The following is a 17,199-nucleotide window of genomic DNA, read 5'->3' on the forward strand; positions in this document are numbered from 1 at the left end:
CCAGACGCATGAAAACCCGCACTTCCCGACTGTTCCGCCTGAGCGCCCTGGCCGCCGGCCTCTGCCTGGCCCAGGCAGCCCTGGCCGCCGACCCCGGCGCGGCGCCGAGCTACCAGGCGCTGCCGGCCGGCAACCTGTGCCCGGCCGCCGCCGACGACTCGCGCTACAACACCAAGTACCTGGGCTTCTTCACCCACCTGGTGCAGGCCCAGGACGACTGGCTGTTCCGCACCACCTACGACCTGCGTACCGACTTCGGCACCAGCGCCGAAGGCTGGCGCGAACTCCGCGCACTGCGCGACGAACTCAAGCGCAAGGGCATCGAGCTGGTGGTGGTCTACCAGCCGACCCGCGGCCTGGTGAACCGCGAGAAGCTCAGCCCGGCGGAAAAGGCCGGCTTCGACTACGAGCTGGCGAAGAAGAACTACCTGGCGACCATCGCCCGCTTCCGCCAGGCCGGCATCTGGACCCCGGACTTCTCGCCGCTGTTCGACGAGAAGGAGGAGCACGCCTACTACTTCAAGGGCGACCACCACTGGACTCCCCATGGCGCCCGGCGCAGCGCGAAGATCGTGGCCGAGACGCTGAAGCAGGTGCCCGGCTTCGAGGAGATCCCGAAGAAGCAGTTCGAAAGCAAGCGCGTCGGCCTGCTGTCCAAGCTCGGCACCTTCCACAAGGCCGCCGCGCAACTCTGCGGCAACAGCTACGCCACCCAGTACGTCGACCGCTTCGAGACCGAGCCGGTGGGCGCCAGCGACAGCGGCGACCTGTTCGGCGACGGCGGCAACCCGCAGATCGCCCTGGTCGGCACCTCCAACAGCGGCCCGGCCTACAACTTCGCCGGCTTCCTGGAGGAGTTCAGCGGCGCCGACATCCTCAACAACGCGGTGTCCGGCGGCGGCTTCGACAGTTCGCTGCTGGCGTACATGACCAGCGAGGAATTCCACAAGAACCCGCCGAAGATCCTCATCTGGGAATTCGCCACCCACTACGACATGGCGCAGAAGAGCTTCTACCGCCAGGCCATGCCGCTGGTGGACAACGGCTGCTCCGGCCGGAAGACCGTACTCAGCCGCAAGGTCAAGCTGCGCCAGGGCCGCAACGAGGTGCTGCTGAACAGCGCCGCGCTACCGATCCGTAGCGGCAGCTACGTCGCCGACGTGACCTACAGCGACCCTTCGGTACACGAGTTGAAGAACACCATCTGGTACATGAACGGCCGCCGCGAGCAGTTGAAGATCGAGCAGTCGAAAGCCGTCGATACCGGCGGCCGCTACGTCTTCCAGCTGCGCAACGACAGCGACTGGGCCGACCAGCAGTTCCTTTCCCTGGAAATCGAAGCGCCGGAGGACATGCCCCAGGGCCTGGAGGTCCAGGCCAGCATCTGCCAGGCGGCGCCCGCCAAGGCCAGCCAGTCGGTGGCCGGGAGGTAAACGATGAAAACGTCCCACCTGATCCGTATCGCCCTGCCCGGTGCCCTCGCCGCGGCATTGCTCGCCAGCCAGGTCAGCCAGGCCGCCGACCTGGTACCCCCGCCCGGCTACTACGCGGCGGTCGGCGAGCGCAAGGGCAACGCCGGCAGCTGCCCCGCGGTGCCGCCGCCGTATACCGGCAGCCTGGTCTTCACCAGCAAGTACGAAGGCTCCGATTCGGCGCGGGCGACCCTCAACGTCAAGGCGGAGAAGACCTTCCGCTCGCAGATCAAGGACATCACCGACATGGAGCGCGGCGCCACCAAGCTGGTCACCCAGTACATGCGCAGCGGCCGCGACGGCGACCTGGCCTGCGCACTGAACTGGATGAGCGCCTGGGCCCGCGCCGGCGCCTTGCAGAGCGACGACTTCAACCACACCGGCAAGTCCATGCGCAAATGGGCGCTGGGCAGCCTCTCCGGCGCCTACATGCGCCTGAAGTTCTCCAGCTCGCGGCCGCTCGCGGCCCACGCCGAGCAGAGCCGGGAAATCGAGGACTGGTTCGCCCGGCTCGGCACCCAGGTAGTCCGCGACTGGAGCGGCCTGCCGCTGAAGAAGATCAACAACCATTCCTACTGGGCGGCCTGGTCGGTGATGTCCACCGCGGTGGTGACCAACCGCCGCGACCTCTTCGACTGGGCGGTGAGCGAGTTCAAGGTCGCCGCCAACCAGGTCGACGAGCAGGGCTTCCTGCCCAACGAACTCAAGCGCCGCCAGCGCGCCCTCGCCTACCACAACTATGCGCTGCCACCGCTGGCGATGATCGCCGCGTTCGCCCAGGTCAACGGCGTCGACCTGCGCCAGGAGAACCACGGCGCCCTGCAGCGCCTGGCCGAGCGGGTGATGAAGGGAGTCGACGACGAGGAAACCTTCGAGGAGAAGACCGGCGAGGACCAGGACATGACCGACCTCAAGGTCGACAACAAGTACGCCTGGCTGGAGCCCTACTGCGCCCTCTACCGCTGCGAGCCGAAGATGCTCGAGGCGAAGAAGGACCGCGAGCCGTTCAACAGTTTCCGCCTCGGCGGCGAAGTGACGCGGGTGTTCAGCCGCGAAGGGGGAAGTTGAGGGCGTGGCGGGAAGCGGGCGCACAGGCCGGGGGCCACGCGCCCCTCTACCCCGCTCGCCGACCAGGCGCCACACCCCGACCCATGCGCGACAGACGCGGGCGGGCGCAACACCTTAGGCAACACCACGGGGAGGAAAACGGCGGGTCGTCCCGCCTTTCCTCGAGCGCTCCAGGGCGCGGAAAGGCAGGGCCGACCTGAATGGTTGACGCTCTAGAGAGAGAGACGGCATGGTCTTTTCTTCAAACGTGTTCCTGTTCCTGTTCCTGCCGGTCTTTCTCGGCCTGTACTACCTGAGCGGCGAACGTTACCGGAACCTGCTGCTGCTGATCGCCAGCTACGTGTTCTACGCCTGGTGGCGGGTGGACTTCCTCCTGCTGTTCGCCGGGGTCACCGTCTTCAACTACTGGATCGGCCTGCGCATCGGCGCCGCCGGCGTACGCACCAGGGCCGCGCAACGCTGGCTGATCCTCGGCGTGGTGGTCGACCTCTGCGTGCTCGGGTACTTCAAGTACGCCAACTTCGGCGTCGACAGCCTCAACGAGATCATCACCTCGTTCGGCATGCAGCCGTTCGTGCTGACCCACATCCTGCTGCCGATCGGCATCTCCTTCTACACCTTCGAGTCGATCAGCTACATCATCGACGTCTACCGCGGCGATACCCCGGCGACCCACAACCTGATCGACTTCGCCGCCTTCGTCGCGATCTTCCCGCACCTGATCGCCGGCCCGGTGCTGCGCTTCAAGGACCTGGTCGACCAGTTCAACCACCGCACCCACACCGTCGACAAGTTCGCCGAAGGCTGCACCCGCTTCATGCAGGGCTTCGTCAAGAAGGTGTTCATCGCCGACACCCTGGCCGCCCTCGCCGACCACTGCTTCGCCCTGCAGAACCCGACCACCGGCGACGCCTGGCTCGGCGCCCTGGCCTACACCGCGCAGCTCTACTTCGACTTCTCCGGCTACAGCGACATGGCCATCGGCCTCGGCCTGATGATGGGCTTCCGCTTCATGGAGAACTTCAACCAGCCCTACATCAGCCAGTCGATCACCGAGTTCTGGCGGCGCTGGCACATCAGCCTGTCGACCTGGCTGCGCGACTACCTCTACATCAGCCTGGGCGGCAACCGCGGCAGCACCTTCCAGACCTACCGCAACCTGTTCCTGACCATGCTCCTCGGCGGCCTGTGGCACGGCGCCAACTTCACCTACATCATCTGGGGCGCCTGGCACGGCATGTGGCTGGCGATCGAGCGGGCCCTCGGAGTGAACGCCGCGCCGCGCGTGCTCAACCCTTTGAAGTGGGCGTTCACCTTCCTCCTGGTGGTGATCGGCTGGGTGATCTTCCGCGCCGAGAACCTGCAGGTCGCCTGGCGCATGTACGAAGCCATGTTCAGCTTCGGCACCTGGCAGCTCTCCGAACTGAACCGCGCCAGCCTCACCGGCCTGCAGGTCGGCACCCTGGTCCTGGCCTACCTGGTGCTGGCGTTCTTCGGCCTGCGCCAGTTCTACAACCAGCCATTGCAGACCAAGGCGCCCAAGGCCGCGGCGAACAGCGACGAAGTGGCCGCCGACGGCCCGGCCAGTGCCCAGCCGCGCGCCCCGCGCGAGGCCGCCGGCGACCCGGCGGCGATCGCCTACTCGCCGAGCGGCGCGCTGGTCTACCAGCCGAGCTGGCTCAGCCAGTTGCCCGTCCTGGCCACCCGCCTGGCGCTGCTCCTGCTGTTCGCCGCCTCGGTGCTGAAGCTCTCCGCGCAGAGCTACTCGCCATTCCTCTACTTCCAGTTCTGAGCGAGGCCCACGCCATGACACAGAGCATTTCCCGCCCCCTGCAATACGCCTATATCGCCGCCTTCGGCGGGCTGCTGCTGGGGCTCGCCGGATGGTCGCTGAAGAGCGTGCCGGGCTTCTCCGCCGCGGCCGATACGCCACTGCTCAACGGCAAGCTGGCGCACGCCTTCGAAGCCCACTACGACAAGGAATTCCCGATCAAGCGCCTGGGCACCAACCTCTGGGCCGCACTCGACTACACGCTGTTCCACGAAGGCCGCCCCGGCGTGGTGATCGGCAAGGACGGCTGGCTGTTCACCGACGAAGAGTTCAAGCCGGCACCGAGCGGCCAGCAACTGGAAGACAACTGGGCACTGGTACGCGGCGTGCAGCGGGAGCTGAACCGGCGCGGCGTCAAGCTGGTGCTCGCGGTGATCCCGGCCAAGGCCCGCCTGTATCCCGAGCACATCGGCCGCGAGCAGCCGGCCGCGCTGCACGACAGCCTCTACCAGGACTTCCTGGCCCGCGCCCGCGCCGCCGGCATCGACAGTCCCGACCTGCTCGGCAGCCTGCGCCAGGCCAAGGACAACGGCGCGGTGTTCCTGCGCACCGACACCCACTGGTCGCCGCTCGGCGCGGAAACCGTGGCCCAGCGCCTCGGCGCGGAGATCCGCGAGACGCACCTGCTGGATGTGCCGGCGCAGAACTTCGTCACCCGCGTCGGCGAAGAACGCACGCACAAGGGCGACCTGCTCAGCTTCCTGCCGCTGGACCCGCTGTTCGACGAACTGCTGCCGCGTCCGGAGCAGTTGCAGCAACGCACCACCGAAGCCGCGCCGGCACTGCCGGGCGGCCAGCAGTCCGGCGCGGGCGACGACCTCTTCGGCGATAGCCAGCAACCGCGCCTGGCGCTGGTCGGCACCAGCTACAGCGCCAACCCCAGGTGGAACTTCGAGGGCGCGCTGAAACAGGCGCTGTCCGCCGACCTGATCAATTACGCGAAGGAAGGCAAGGGCCCCCTCGAACCGATGCTGGAACTGCTGCAGGACGAAGGCTTCCGCAAGGACCCGCCGCAACTGCTGGTCTGGGAGTTTCCCGAGCGCTACCTGCCGATGGCCAGCGACCTCAGCCAGTTCGACGCCGACTGGGTCGCCCAGCTGAAGGCCAGCGGCGGCCGCGATGAGCGCCTGGCCGCCAGCCGCAACGATTGAACGAACACAGCCAAGGCTGTTTACCCACGGGGCCGAGCGCCCCGCTGAAGAAGAAGCAACGGAGGAATACCCATGAACCCGATGACCCGCCGCCACACCTGGAACCGCCTGGCCTGCGCACTTTCCCTCGGCGTCGCCGCATTCGCCGCGCAGGCCGACGAGGGCGCCCTGTACGGGCCCCAGGCACCCAAGGGCTCGGCCTTCGTCCGCGCCTACAACGCCGGCAACAGCGAACTCGACGTGTCGGTCGGCAGCACCAGCCTGAACGACGTCGCGCCGCTCGGTTCCAGCGACTTCAAGTTCCTCCCCCCCGGCAGCTACACCGCCCAGGTCGGCCAGCAGAGCCTGCCGGTCAAGCTCGACCCGGACAGCTACTACACCCTGGTCAGCCAGCCCGGCGGCAAGCCGCAGCTGGTGGCCGAGCCGCCGTTCAAGAACAAGCAGAAGGCGCTGGTACGGGTGCAGAACCTCAGCGGCTCGAAGCTGACCCTGAAGACCGCCGACGGCAAGACCGACGTGGTCAAGGACGTCGGCCCGCAAAGCCACGGCGACCGCGAGATCAACCCGGTGAAGGTGAACCTGGCGCTGTTCGACGGCAGCAAGAAGGTCAGCGACCTGAAGCCAGTCACCCTGGCCCGCGGCGAGGTGGTCTGCCTGTACGTCACCGGCAGCGGCGGCAAGCTCGCGCCGGTCTGGGTCAAGCGCCCGGTGAAGGCGGACTGAGACCGACCGGGAGAGGCTCGCCCCTCCCGGCATTCCACACAACAAGACCGGCCCGACACCGGCGCACCAACCGTCAGCGCTCCCGCAGAAGGAGCGCACTGGAGAGGTCACCCGGGGCTCCGTGGAGCCCGGTAACGAGATATCCCGCCGCGCGGCGGGATCCCTAGACAGACGCATCGCTTCAAGGAGAAACAACATGATCCCAGTAATCCTTTCCGGTGGCAGCGGCTCGCGACTCTGGCCTCTTTCCCGCAAGCAGTACCCCAAGCAGTTCCTCGCCCTCACCGGCGACGACACCCTGTTCCAGCAGACCATCAAGCGCCTGGCCTTCGACGGCATGCAGGCACCGCTGCTGGTGTGCAACAAGGAGCACCGCTTCATCGTCCAGGAACAGCTGGAGGCACAGAACCTGGCGAGCCAGGCGATCCTCCTCGAACCCTTCGGCCGCAACACGGCGCCGGCGGTGGCCATCGCCGCGATGAAACTGGTCGCCGAGGGCCGCGACGAACTGCTGCTGATCCTTCCCGCCGACCACGTGATCGAGGACCAGCGCGCCTTCCAGCAGGCCCTGGCGCTGGCCACCAACGCCGCCGAAAAGGGCGAGATGGTGCTCTTCGGCATTCCCGCCAGCCGCCCCGAGACCGGCTACGGCTACATCCGCGCGAGCGCCGATGCGCAACTGCCGGAAGGCGTCAGCCGGGTGCAGAGCTTCGTCGAGAAGCCCGACGAAGCCCGCGCCCGCGAGTTCGTCGCCGCCGGCGGCTACTACTGGAACAGCGGCATGTTCCTGTTCCGCGCCAGCCGCTACCTGGAAGAACTGAAGAAGCACGACGCCGACATCTACGACACCTGCCTGCTGGCCCTGGAGCGCAGCCAGCACGACGGCGACCTGGTGAACATCGACGCCGCCACCTTCGAATGCTGCCCGGACAACTCCATCGACTACGCGGTGATGGAGAAGACCTCACGCGCCTGCGTGGTGCCGCTGTCCGCCGGCTGGAACGATGTCGGCAGCTGGTCGTCGATCTGGGACGTGCACGCCAAGGACGCCAACGGCAACGTCACCAAGGGCGACGTGCTGGTCCACGACAGCCACAACTGCCTGGTGCACGGCAACGGCAAGCTGGTCTCGGTGATCGGCCTGGAGGACATCGTGGTGGTGGAAACCAAGGACGCCATGATGATCGCCCACAAGGACCGGGTGCAGGACGTCAAGCACGTGGTCAAGGACCTCGACGCCCAGGGCCGTAGCGAGACCCAGAACCACTGCGAGGTCTACCGCCCGTGGGGCTCCTACGACTCGGTGGACATGGGCGGCCGCTTCCAGGTCAAGCACATCACCGTGAAGCCCGGCGCGCGCCTCTCGCTGCAGATGCACCACCACCGCGCCGAGCACTGGATCGTGGTTTCCGGGACCGCCCAGGTGACCTGCGACGACAAGACCTTCCTGCTCACCGAGAACCAGTCGACCTACATCCCGATCGCCTCCGTGCACCGCCTGGCCAACCCCGGCAAGATCCCGCTGGAGATCATCGAGGTGCAGTCCGGCAGCTACCTCGGCGAGGACGACATCGAGCGCCTGGAAGACGTCTACGGGCGCACCGCAGAACCGGCCCTGCAAGTGGTCGCCGGCAGCCGCTGAAGCGTCGACCCGGCCCCCTGGCGGAGCGATCCGCCAGGGGGTTGTTTTTTTCCGACAACCTACGGGATTGACTTTCCCTGGCCCTCCCCATGTTTCCATGAAGTTTCCGGAATATTCACGGGGAGCGGACATCAAGTATTAATGAACCCTTAAAGAAACAGGACTCGGGTTATTAATAAAAGCCACTCAGAAAACACCCGAGATCCATTCCAACCAACCCTGCAAGCCCCTGAAAACGAGGCTTCCGGCTTTATCCTCCAGTTTCTTCGAGTTCGTTCAGTCTTCATTCAGCCGTTGTTAAGCGAGTCTTAACAAACGTTCAGGCAGCATTCAGCGACATATAAATAACCTCTTCGTACCGCCCTCCCAGTACCGAGGCTTCATTACATGTCACTGGACTTTCTGCCATTCTCCCGGCCAAGCATCGGCGAGGACGAAATCGCCGCCGTGGAGCAGGTCCTGCGTTCCGGCTGGATCACCACCGGGCCGAAGAACCAGGAGCTCGAACAGCGCTTCGCCGAACGCCTCGGCTGCCGCCACGCGGTGGCGCTATCCTCGGCCACCGGCGCCCTGCACGTCACCCTGCTGGCGCTGGGCATCGGCCCCGGCGACGAAGTGATCACGCCGTCGCTGACCTGGGTCTCCACCGCCAACGTCATCACCCTGCTCGGCGCCACCCCGGTGTTCGTCGACGTCGACCGCGACACCCTGATGTGTTCGGCGCAGGCAGTGGAAGCCGCCATCGGCCCGCGCACCCGCGCCATCGTGCCGGTTCACTACGCCGGCTCCACCCTGGATCTCGAAGGCCTGCGCACGGTCGCCGGGCGCCACGGCATCGCCCTGGTCGAGGACGCCGCCCACGCGGTCGGCAGCGAATACCGCGGGCGCCCGGTAGGCTCCCGCGGCACGGCGATCTTTTCCTTCCACGCGATCAAGAACCTGACCTGCGCCGAAGGCGCGATGTTCGTCAGCGACGACAGTGCCCTCGCCGAACGGGTCCGCCGCCTCAAGTTCCACGGCCTCGGGGTCGATGCCTACGACCGCCTGAGCCATGGACGCAAGCCGCAGGCGGAAGTGATCGAGCCCGGTTTCAAATACAACCTGGCCGACCTCAACGCCGCCCTCGCGCTGGTCCAGCTCAAGCGCCTGGACGCGCTCAACGCGCGCCGCCAGGCCCTCGCCGAACGCTACCTGGAGCGCCTCGCCGGCCTGCCGCTGGCGCCGCTCGGCCTGCCCGCGCACAAGCAGCGCCACGCCTGGCACCTGTTCATCCTGCGCATCGACGCCGAGGCCTGCGGCCTGGGCCGCGACGCCTTCATGGAAGCCCTGAAGGTGCGCGGCATCGGTAGCGGCATCCATTTCATCGCCAGTCACCTGCACCACTACTACCGCCAGCGCCAGCCGCGCCTGAGCCTGCCCAACAGCGAGTGGAACTCGGCCCGCCTGTGCTCCATCCCGCTGTTCCCCGACATGCGCGACGACGACATCGAGCGCGTCGCCCGCGCCATCGAGGAGATCCTGGAGAAACGTCGATGAAGCCCTATCCGATCGACCTGGTCTCGGTGGTGATCCCGGTCTACAACGAGGAAGCCAGCCTGCCCGAACTGCTGCGCCGCACCGAGGCCGCCTGCCTGGAGCTGGGCCGCGCCTTCGAGATCGTGCTGGTCGACGACGGCAGCCGCGACCGCTCCGCGGAACTCTTGCAGGCCGCCGCCGAACGCGACGGCAGCGCCGTGGTGGCGGTGATCCTCAACCGCAACTACGGCCAGCACGCGGCGATCCTCGCCGGCTTCGAACAGTCCCGTGGCGACCTGGTGATCACCCTCGATGCCGACCTGCAGAACCCGCCGGAGGAAATCCCGCGCCTGGTGGAGCGCGCCGCGCAGGGCTACGACGTGGTCGGCAGCATCCGCGCCGAGCGCCAGGACTCGGCCTGGCGGCGCTGGCCTTCGCGCCTGGTGAACCTGGCGGTGCAGCGCTCCACCGGGGTCGCCATGCACGACTACGGCTGCATGCTGCGCGCCTACCGGCGCAGCATCGTCGAAGCGATGCTGGCCTGCCGCGAACGCAGTACCTTCATCCCGATCCTGGCCAACGGCTTCGCCCGGCATACCTGCGAGATCCGCGTCGCCCACGCCGAGCGCGCCCACGGCGAATCGAAATACAGCGCGATGCGCCTGCTCAACCTGATGTTCGACCTGGTCACCTGCATGACCACCACGCCGCTGCGCCTGCTCAGCCTGGTCGGCGGCGGCATGGCCCTGGCCGGCTTCCTCTTCGCCCTGTTCCTCCTCGTGCTGCGCCTGGCCTTCGGCGCCGCCTGGGCCGGCAACGGCCTGTTCGTGCTGTTCGCCGTGCTGTTCATGTTCAGCGGCGTGCAGTTGCTCGGCATGGGCCTGCTCGGCGAGTACCTCGGGCGCATGTACAGCGACGTGCGCGCGCGGCCGCGCTTCTTCATCGAGCGCGTGGTCCGCGCAACGCCCTCCGCGCTTCCCTCGGCCCTGCAGCGGGTCGGTTTCACCTCTTCATCCAGCGAGCCTTCCACGCCATGACCTCGAAAGCCGTCGTCTTCGCCTACCACGACATCGGTTGCACCGGTATCGAAGCCCTGCTCAATGCCGGCTACGAGATCGCCGCCGTCTTCACCCATGCCGACGACCCACGGGAAAACACCTTCTACGCCTCGGTCGCACGCCTCTGCGCCGAGCGCGGCATTCCGCTGCACGCGCCCGAGGACTTGAACCATCCGCTGTGGCTGGAGCGCATCCGCCAACTGCGCCCGGACTTCCTGTTCTCCTTCTACTACCGCCGCCTGCTCGGCGCCGAGCTGCTCGCCTGCGCCGCACGCGGCGCCTACAACCTGCACGGTTCGCTGCTGCCGCGCTACCGCGGACGCGCCCCGGCGAACTGGGTGCTGGTCAACGGCGAAACGCAGACCGGGGTGACCCTGCATCGCATGATCGAGCGCGCCGACGCCGGGCCGATCCTCGCCCAGCAGGCCGTCGCCATCGACCCCGAGGACACCGCCCTGAGCCTGCACGGCAAGCTGCGCAAGGCCGCCGGCGCCCTGCTGCGCGACAGCCTGCCGCTGCTCGCCCTCGGCGTGCTGCCGGAAGTCGAGCAGGACGAGAGCCAGGCCAGCCACTTCGGCCGGCGCACCCCGGCGGACGGCCTGCTCGACTGGCACAGGCCGGCACGGCAGTTGTACGACCTGGTGCGCGCGGTGACCCAGCCCTACCCTGGCGCCTTCTGCCAGGTCGGCGAACAGAAGCTGATCGTCTGGAGCGCCGAGGTGGTCGCCGGCAACCACGGCCGCGAGCCGGGCAGCGTACTGTCCTGCGACCCGCTGCGGATCGCCTGCGGCGAGGACTCGCTGGTGCTGCGCTTCGGCCAGCGCGGCGAGCGCGGCCTGTACCTGGCCGGCACGCAACTGGCCACCGAGCTGGGCCTGGTCGAGGGCGCGCGCCTGCGTGGCGCGGCGTCCGGCCCGCAGCGCCGCACGCGGGTGCTGATCCTCGGGGTCAACGGCTTCATCGGCAACCACCTGTCCGAACGCCTGCTGCGCGACGGTCGCTACGAGGTCCACGGCATGGACATCGGCTCCGACGCCATCGAACGGCTCAAGGCCGACCCGCATTTCCACTTCGTCGAAGGCGACATCGGCATCCATTCGGAGTGGCTCGAATACCATGTGAAGAAATGCGACGTGATCCTGCCGCTGGTGGCCATCGCCACGCCCATCGAGTACACGCGCAACCCGCTGCGGGTGTTCGAACTGGACTTCGAGGAAAACCTGCGGATCGTCCGCTACTGCGTGAAATACGGCAAACGCGTGGTGTTCCCTTCCACCTCCGAGGTCTACGGCATGTGCCAGGACCCGGACTTCGACGAAGACCGCTCGAACCTGGTGGTCGGGCCGATCAACAAGCAGCGCTGGATCTACTCGGTGTCCAAGCAGTTGCTCGACCGGGTGATCTGGGCCTACGGCCAGCAGGGCCTGCGCTTCACCCTGTTCCGTCCGTTCAACTGGATGGGCCCGCGCCTGGACCGCCTGGATTCGGCGCGGATCGGCAGCTCGCGGGCGATCACCCAGCTCATCCTGCACCTGGTCGAAGGCACGCCGATCCGCCTGGTCGACGGCGGCGCGCAGAAGCGCTGCTTCACCGACGTCGACGACGGCATCGAGGCCCTCGCGCGGATCATCGACAACCGCGACGGCCGCTGCGACGGGCAGATCGTCAACATCGGCAACCCGGACAACGAGGCGAGCATCCGCCAGCTCGGCGAGGAACTGCTGCGCCAGTTCGAGGCCCACCCGCTGCGCGCGCAGTTCCCGCCCTTCGCCGGCTTCCGCGAGGTGGAGAGCCGCAGCTTCTACGGCGACGGCTACCAGGACGTGGCCCACCGCAAGCCGAGCATCGACAACGCCCGGCGCCTGCTCGACTGGCAGCCCACCATCGAACTGCGCGAGACCATCGGCAAGACCCTCGACTTCTTCCTCCACGAAGCGCTCCGCGAGCGCGAGGCACAGGCGTGATCCAGGCCGGCCTGCGCATCGACGTCGACACCTTCCGCGGCACCCGCGACGGGGTGCCGCGGCTGCTCGAGCTGCTCGACGAAGCCGGGCTGAAGGCGACCTTCTTCTTCAGCGTCGGCCCGGACAACATGGGCCGCCACCTCTGGCGCCTGGCGCGCCCGGCGTTCTTCTGGAAGATGCTCCGCTCGCGCGCCGCCAGCCTGTATGGCTGGGACATCCTGCTGGCCGGCACCGCCTGGCCGGGCAAGCCGATCGGCCGCGAACTCGGCCCGCTGATGCGGCGGACCCAGGCCGCCGGCCACGAGGTCGGCCTGCACGCCTGGGACCACCATGCCTGGCAGACCCACGCCGGCGTCTGGAGCGTGCAGCAGCTCGGCGAGCAGATCCGCCGCGGCAGCGATTGCCTGGCGGACATCCTCGGCCAGCCGGTGCGTTGTTCCGCCGCCGCCGGTTGGCGCGCCGACGGCCGGGTGGTCGAGGCCAAGCAGCCCTTCGGCTTCCGCTACAACAGCGACTGCCGCGGACGCGGCGCGTTCCGCCCGCGCCTGGCCGACGGCAGCCCTGGCATCCCGCAGGTGCCGGTGAACCTGCCGACCTTCGACGAGGTGGTCGGTCCCGGCCTGCCGCGCGAGGCCTACAACGACTTCATCCTGGAACGCTTCGCCGCTGGCCGCGACAACGTCTACACCATCCACGCCGAGGTCGAGGGGCTGCTCCTCGCCCCGGCGTTCCGCGAACTGCTGCGGCGCGCCGAACGGCGCGGCATCCGCTTCCGCCCGTTGGGCGAACTGCTGCCGGACGATCCGCGCAGCCTGCCGCTGGCCGAACTGGTGCGCGGTCGCCTGGCCGGCCGCGAGGGCTGGCTGGGAGTGCGCCAGCCATGAGCCGCCGCCAGACCTGTTCGCTGCTGCTGATCGCCTTCGGCCTGTTCTACCTGGTTCCATTGAGCAACCATGGCCTGTGGATTCCCGACGAGACCCGCTACGCGCAGATCAGCCAGGCGATGCTGCTGGGCGGCGACTGGGTGTCGCCGCACTTCCTCGGCCTGCGCTACTTCGAGAAGCCGGTCGCCGGCTACTGGATGATCGCCCTCGGCCAGGCGGTCTTCGGCGAAAACCTGTTCGGCGTGCGCATCGCCTCGGTCGTCGCCACCGCCCTCAGCGTCCTGCTCGCCTACCTGCTGGCCCGCCGCCTGTGGCGCGACCCACGCACCAGCCTGGCGTGCGCGCTGCTTTACGCCAGCTTCGGCTTGATCGCCGGGCAGTCCGGCTATGCCAACCTCGACCCGCAATTCACCTTCTGGGTCAACCTGAGCCTGGTGGCGCTGTGGCATGCCCTCGACGCGGGGAGCCGCCGCGCGCGCCTGCTCGGCTGGACCCTGCTCGGCCTCGCCTGCGGCATGGGCTTCCTGACCAAGGGCTTCCTCGCCTGGCTGCTGCCGGTGCTGGTCGCCCTGCCCTACATGCTCTGGCAGCGGCGCTGGCGCGAGCTGCTTGGCTACGGCGCGCTGGCGGTGCTGGCGGCGCTGCTCGTCTGCCTGCCCTGGGCGCTCGCCGTGCATGCGCGGGAAGCGGACTACTGGCGGTTCTTCTTCTGGCACGAACACATCCGCCGCTTCGCCGGCGAAGACGCCCAGCACTCTCGCCCGTGGTGGTTCTACCTGCCGTTGCTGGCGGTCTCCTGCCTGCCCTGGAGCGGCCTGCTGCCGAGCGCGCTGCGCCAGGCCTGGCACGAGCGGCGCCAGGCGCCGGTGGTCTTCCTGGCGCTATGGCTGCTGTTGCCGCTGGCGTTCTTCAGCCTGAGCCGGGGCAAGCTGCCGACCTACATCATGCCCTGCCTGCTGCCGCTGGCACTGCTCATGGGCCACGTCCTGGTGCAGCGGCTGCGCCTGGGGAACAGCGTCGCGCTGCGCGGCAACGGGCTGCTCAACCTGGGCCTGGCGCTCCTCGCGCTGGCGGCCCTGGCCTACCTGCAACTGCGCAAGCCGGTGTACCAGGAAGAACCCTTCGAGCTGTTCCTGGTCCTGCTGGTGATCGGCGCCTGGGCCGCCGCCGGCCTCGCCCAGTGGCGCTACCCGCTACGCGCCTGGGCCGCGCCGCTGCTGGCGAGCTGGGTGCTGATCGCGCTGCTGCCGGCAGCGATGCCCAACCATGTGGTGCAGAACAAGACCCCCGACCTGTTCGTCGCCGAACACCTCGACGAACTGACCGGCGCCCGCCATCTGCTGAGCAACGACCTCGGCGCCGCCTCGGCCCTCGCCTGGCGCCTGCGTCGTAGCGACGTGACGCTCTACGACAAGCGCGGCGAGCTGAAGTACGGCCTCTCCTACCCCGAGCACAGCCAGCGCAGCGTGCCCTTGGCAGACATCCGCCAGTGGCTCTGGCAGGCACGCCAGGACGGCTCGGTTGCCGTGCTGCTGCGGATCAACAGCGCCAGCGACCGCTACCAGCTGGCGCTGTTGCCGGGCGACGGCGAACGCTACCGGAACGGCAACCTGGTCCTGGCGATCCTGCCGCAGGTGCGCCCATGAGCGCCGCGCTGCTGCTCGCCACCCTGCTCATGACCGGCCTCGGCCAGGTTGCGCAGAAGCTCACCGTGGAGCACTGGCGCCTGGTCGCCGCCGACGGCTGGACGGCGCGCCTGCGCAGTCCGTGGCCGTGGCTGGCGCTGCTCGCCCTCGGGCTCGGCCTGCTCTGCTGGCTGCTGCTCCTGCAACGGGTGGAAGTCGGCAGCGCCTATCCGATGCTGGCGCTGAACTTCGTCCTGGTCACCCTGGCGGCACGCTTCGTCTTCGATGAGCCGGTGGATCGCCGCCACCTCGCCGGCCTGTTGCTGATCGTCGCCGGCGTGGCCCTGCTCGGGAGGAGCGCATGAACGCGCTACGCGGCTGGCTGGCGGCGCTGGGCAGCATGCTGCTGGCCAGCGCCGCCCAGCTCGGCATGCGCTGGGGCATGAGCCGCCTGCCGCTACCGGAAGCCTGGGCCGGGCAAACGCCGGAGCGCGCCGCGCTGCTCGCGGTAGCCCTGGCGGTGGCAGCCTACGCCGCCTCCCTGCTGTGCTGGCTGGCCGCCCTGCGCCACCTGCCGCTGGGCCGCGCCTACAGCCTGTTGAGCGCCAGCTACGCGCTGGTCTACCTGCTGGCGGCGAGCCTGCCGGCGTTCGATGAAACCTTCAGTACCAGCAAGACCCTGGGCGTAGGCCTGGTGGTGCTCGGCGTGTTGACCGTCAACGCCCGCCGCACCGCTGCCGCGCCCGCGCATCATCCGTCGAGGAAAGCACCATGAAGATCAGCGTATTCGGCAGTGGCTATGTAGGACTGGTGCAGGCCGCCGTCCTCGCCGAAGTGGGCCACGATGTACTGTGCATGGACATCGACCGGAACAAGGTCGAACGCCTCGCGCAGGGCCTCGCCAGCATCTACGAACCCGGGCTCGACGCCTTGCTGCGCGAAGGCCTGGACAGCGGCCGCCTGCGTTTCAGCAGCGATGCGCGCCTGGCCGTGGAACACGGCCGGGTGCAGTTCATCGCGGTCGGCACCCCGCCTGGCGAGGACGGCGCGGCCGATCTCGGCGCGGTCTTCGCGGTGGCCGATGCCATCGCCGAGCATCGCCGCAAGCCCGTCATCGTGGTGGAGAAATCGACCGTCCCGGTAGGCACCGGCGACCGCCTGCGCGCGCACATCGAGCGGCGCCTGGAAGCCGACGGACGCGAGCTGGAATTCGAGATCGTCTCCAACCCGGAATTCCTCAAGGAAGGCTCCGCCGTCGCCGACTGCCGGCGCCCGGACCGCATCGTGGTCGGCTGCGACAACGAAGAGGTGCGCCAGGTGATGCGCGAACTCTACGAGCCGTTCAACCGCAACCACGACCGCATGCTGTTCATGGGCCTGCGCAGCGCCGAACTGACCAAGTACGCGGCGAACGGCATGCTGGCGACCAAGATCAGCTTCATCAACCAGATCGCCGAACTGGCCGAACACCTCGGTGCCGACATCGAGGCGGTGCGCCAGGGCATCGGCGCCGACCCGCGGATCGGCTACCACTTCATCTACCCCGGCTGCGGCTACGGCGGCTCCTGCTTCCCCAAGGACATGCGCGCGCTGATCCACAGCGCCGAGCAGGCGCATTGCTCCAGCGACCTGTTGCAGGCAGTGGAAGCGATCAACCGGCGGCAGAAGCTCAAGTTGTTCGAACGCATCCGGGTGTTCTACGACGGCGACCTGCGCGGCAAGACCTTCGCCCTCTGGGGCCTGGCCTTCAAGCCGAACACCGACGACATGCGCGACGCGCCCAGCCGCGAACTGATGGAAGCGCTCTGGCGCCACGGCGCGCAGGTGCGCGCCTACGATCCCGAAGCCATGCAGGAAACCCAGCGGCTCTATGGCCACGACGAACGCCTGAGCCTGATGGGCACCCCCGAGGCGACCCTGGGAGGCGCCGATGCGCTGGTCATCTGCACCGAGTGGCAGCAATTCAAGGCACCGGATTTCGAGCTGCTCAAGGAGCGCCTGAAGGCCCCGGTGATCTTCGACGGGCGCAACCTCTACGACCCCGAGCGCATGGCCCGCCACGGCTTCCACTACTACCCGATGGGACGCGGGCAGTCCTGCTCGTTGCCGATCAACGAGGCCAGCCTCGCACAGGAAGATGGCATGCGCCTGTTGCGCCAGGCCTGAGGCCGCCCCAGGTCGGATCGACCGCTGGGGCGAATAACCGCTTGCGGTTATCCGCCGGTTCTCCGGAGTCTCGGCGGATAACGCCTGCGGCGTTATTCGC

At 68.1% G+C, this 17,199-nt stretch carries 14 protein-coding genes; all 14 read left to right on the forward strand.

What is annotated here, in order from left to right; genetic code table 11:
* Positions 1-8 precede the first annotated feature (8 nt).
* The 14 genes from algX to ACTJJX_RS11810 all read left to right on the forward strand — a co-directional run bounded on the left by algX (position 9) and on the right by ACTJJX_RS11810 (position 17,099).
* Positions 9-1,433, forward strand: a complete 1,425-nt coding sequence (gene algX / locus ACTJJX_RS11745) for an alginate biosynthesis protein AlgX (protein ID WP_003092107.1) — start codon at positions 9-11, stop codon at positions 1,431-1,433.
* A 3-nt stretch (positions 1,434-1,436) separates the two neighbouring features.
* A complete protein-coding gene (algL, locus tag ACTJJX_RS11750) occupies positions 1,437-2,540 on the forward strand; it encodes an alginate biosynthesis protein AlgL (protein WP_003453578.1) in 1,104 nt (367 codons plus the stop codon).
* A gap of 229 nt (positions 2,541-2,769) precedes the next feature.
* Positions 2,770-4,332, forward strand: a complete 1,563-nt coding sequence (locus ACTJJX_RS11755; RefSeq protein WP_003110467.1) for an MBOAT family O-acyltransferase — start codon at positions 2,770-2,772, stop codon at positions 4,330-4,332.
* Between the two features lie 14 nt (positions 4,333-4,346).
* Positions 4,347-5,522 (forward strand): alginate O-acetyltransferase, encoded by a 1,176-nt coding sequence (gene algJ / locus ACTJJX_RS11760; RefSeq protein ID WP_003092111.1) that lies wholly within the window; start codon positions 4,347-4,349, stop codon positions 5,520-5,522.
* Positions 5,523-5,594: 72 nt separating this feature from the next.
* On the forward strand, positions 5,595-6,245 hold the full coding sequence (algF, locus tag ACTJJX_RS11765; RefSeq protein WP_016852581.1) for an alginate O-acetyltransferase AlgF: 651 nt from the start codon (positions 5,595-5,597) through the stop codon (positions 6,243-6,245).
* Positions 6,246-6,441: 196 nt separating this feature from the next.
* Positions 6,442-7,887, forward strand: a complete 1,446-nt coding sequence (locus ACTJJX_RS11770; protein WP_003092113.1) for a mannose-1-phosphate guanylyltransferase/mannose-6-phosphate isomerase — start codon at positions 6,442-6,444, stop codon at positions 7,885-7,887.
* A gap of 387 nt (positions 7,888-8,274) precedes the next feature.
* Positions 8,275-9,423: a UDP-4-amino-4-deoxy-L-arabinose aminotransferase gene (gene arnB / locus ACTJJX_RS11775; RefSeq protein WP_003117513.1), complete on the forward strand. Its 1,149-nt coding sequence runs from the start codon at positions 8,275-8,277 to the stop codon at positions 9,421-9,423.
* On the forward strand, positions 9,420-10,439 hold the full coding sequence (arnC, locus tag ACTJJX_RS11780; RefSeq protein WP_003092115.1) for an undecaprenyl-phosphate 4-deoxy-4-formamido-L-arabinose transferase: 1,020 nt from the start codon (positions 9,420-9,422) through the stop codon (positions 10,437-10,439). Before arnB ends, arnC begins: the two co-directional genes overlap by 4 nt.
* Complete coding sequence (arnA, locus tag ACTJJX_RS11785) at positions 10,436-12,424, forward strand: bifunctional UDP-4-amino-4-deoxy-L-arabinose formyltransferase/UDP-glucuronic acid oxidase ArnA (RefSeq protein ID WP_003453579.1); 1,989 nt, start codon at positions 10,436-10,438, stop codon at positions 12,422-12,424. Before arnC ends, arnA begins: the two co-directional genes overlap by 4 nt.
* Positions 12,421-13,308, forward strand: a complete 888-nt coding sequence (gene arnD, locus ACTJJX_RS11790) for a 4-deoxy-4-formamido-L-arabinose-phosphoundecaprenol deformylase (protein WP_003112878.1) — start codon at positions 12,421-12,423, stop codon at positions 13,306-13,308. The genes arnA and arnD overlap by 4 nt, the downstream gene beginning before the upstream one ends.
* Positions 13,305-14,954 (forward strand): lipid IV(A) 4-amino-4-deoxy-L-arabinosyltransferase, encoded by a 1,650-nt coding sequence (gene arnT / locus ACTJJX_RS11795; RefSeq protein ID WP_016852580.1) that lies wholly within the window; start codon positions 13,305-13,307, stop codon positions 14,952-14,954. The genes arnD and arnT overlap by 4 nt, the downstream gene beginning before the upstream one ends.
* Positions 14,951-15,298, forward strand: a complete 348-nt coding sequence (locus ACTJJX_RS11800) for an EamA family transporter (RefSeq protein WP_003112876.1) — start codon at positions 14,951-14,953, stop codon at positions 15,296-15,298. The genes arnT and ACTJJX_RS11800 overlap by 4 nt, the downstream gene beginning before the upstream one ends.
* Positions 15,295-15,708 (forward strand): 4-amino-4-deoxy-L-arabinose-phosphoundecaprenol flippase subunit ArnF, encoded by a 414-nt coding sequence (gene arnF, locus ACTJJX_RS11805; protein WP_003124269.1) that lies wholly within the window; start codon positions 15,295-15,297, stop codon positions 15,706-15,708. Before ACTJJX_RS11800 ends, arnF begins: the two co-directional genes overlap by 4 nt.
* The gene (locus tag ACTJJX_RS11810) at positions 15,705-17,099 is read left to right on the forward strand and encodes a UDP-glucose 6-dehydrogenase (protein WP_003119536.1); all 1,395 of its coding nucleotides are present in this window, start codon (positions 15,705-15,707) and stop codon (positions 17,097-17,099) included. The genes arnF and ACTJJX_RS11810 overlap by 4 nt, the downstream gene beginning before the upstream one ends.
* The last annotated feature ends 100 nt before the right edge of the window (positions 17,100-17,199 follow it).

It is taken from the genome of Pseudomonas sp. 22490 (assembly GCF_052044465.1).
Classification (GTDB): Bacteria; Pseudomonadota; Gammaproteobacteria; order Pseudomonadales; family Pseudomonadaceae; genus Pseudomonas; species Pseudomonas aeruginosa.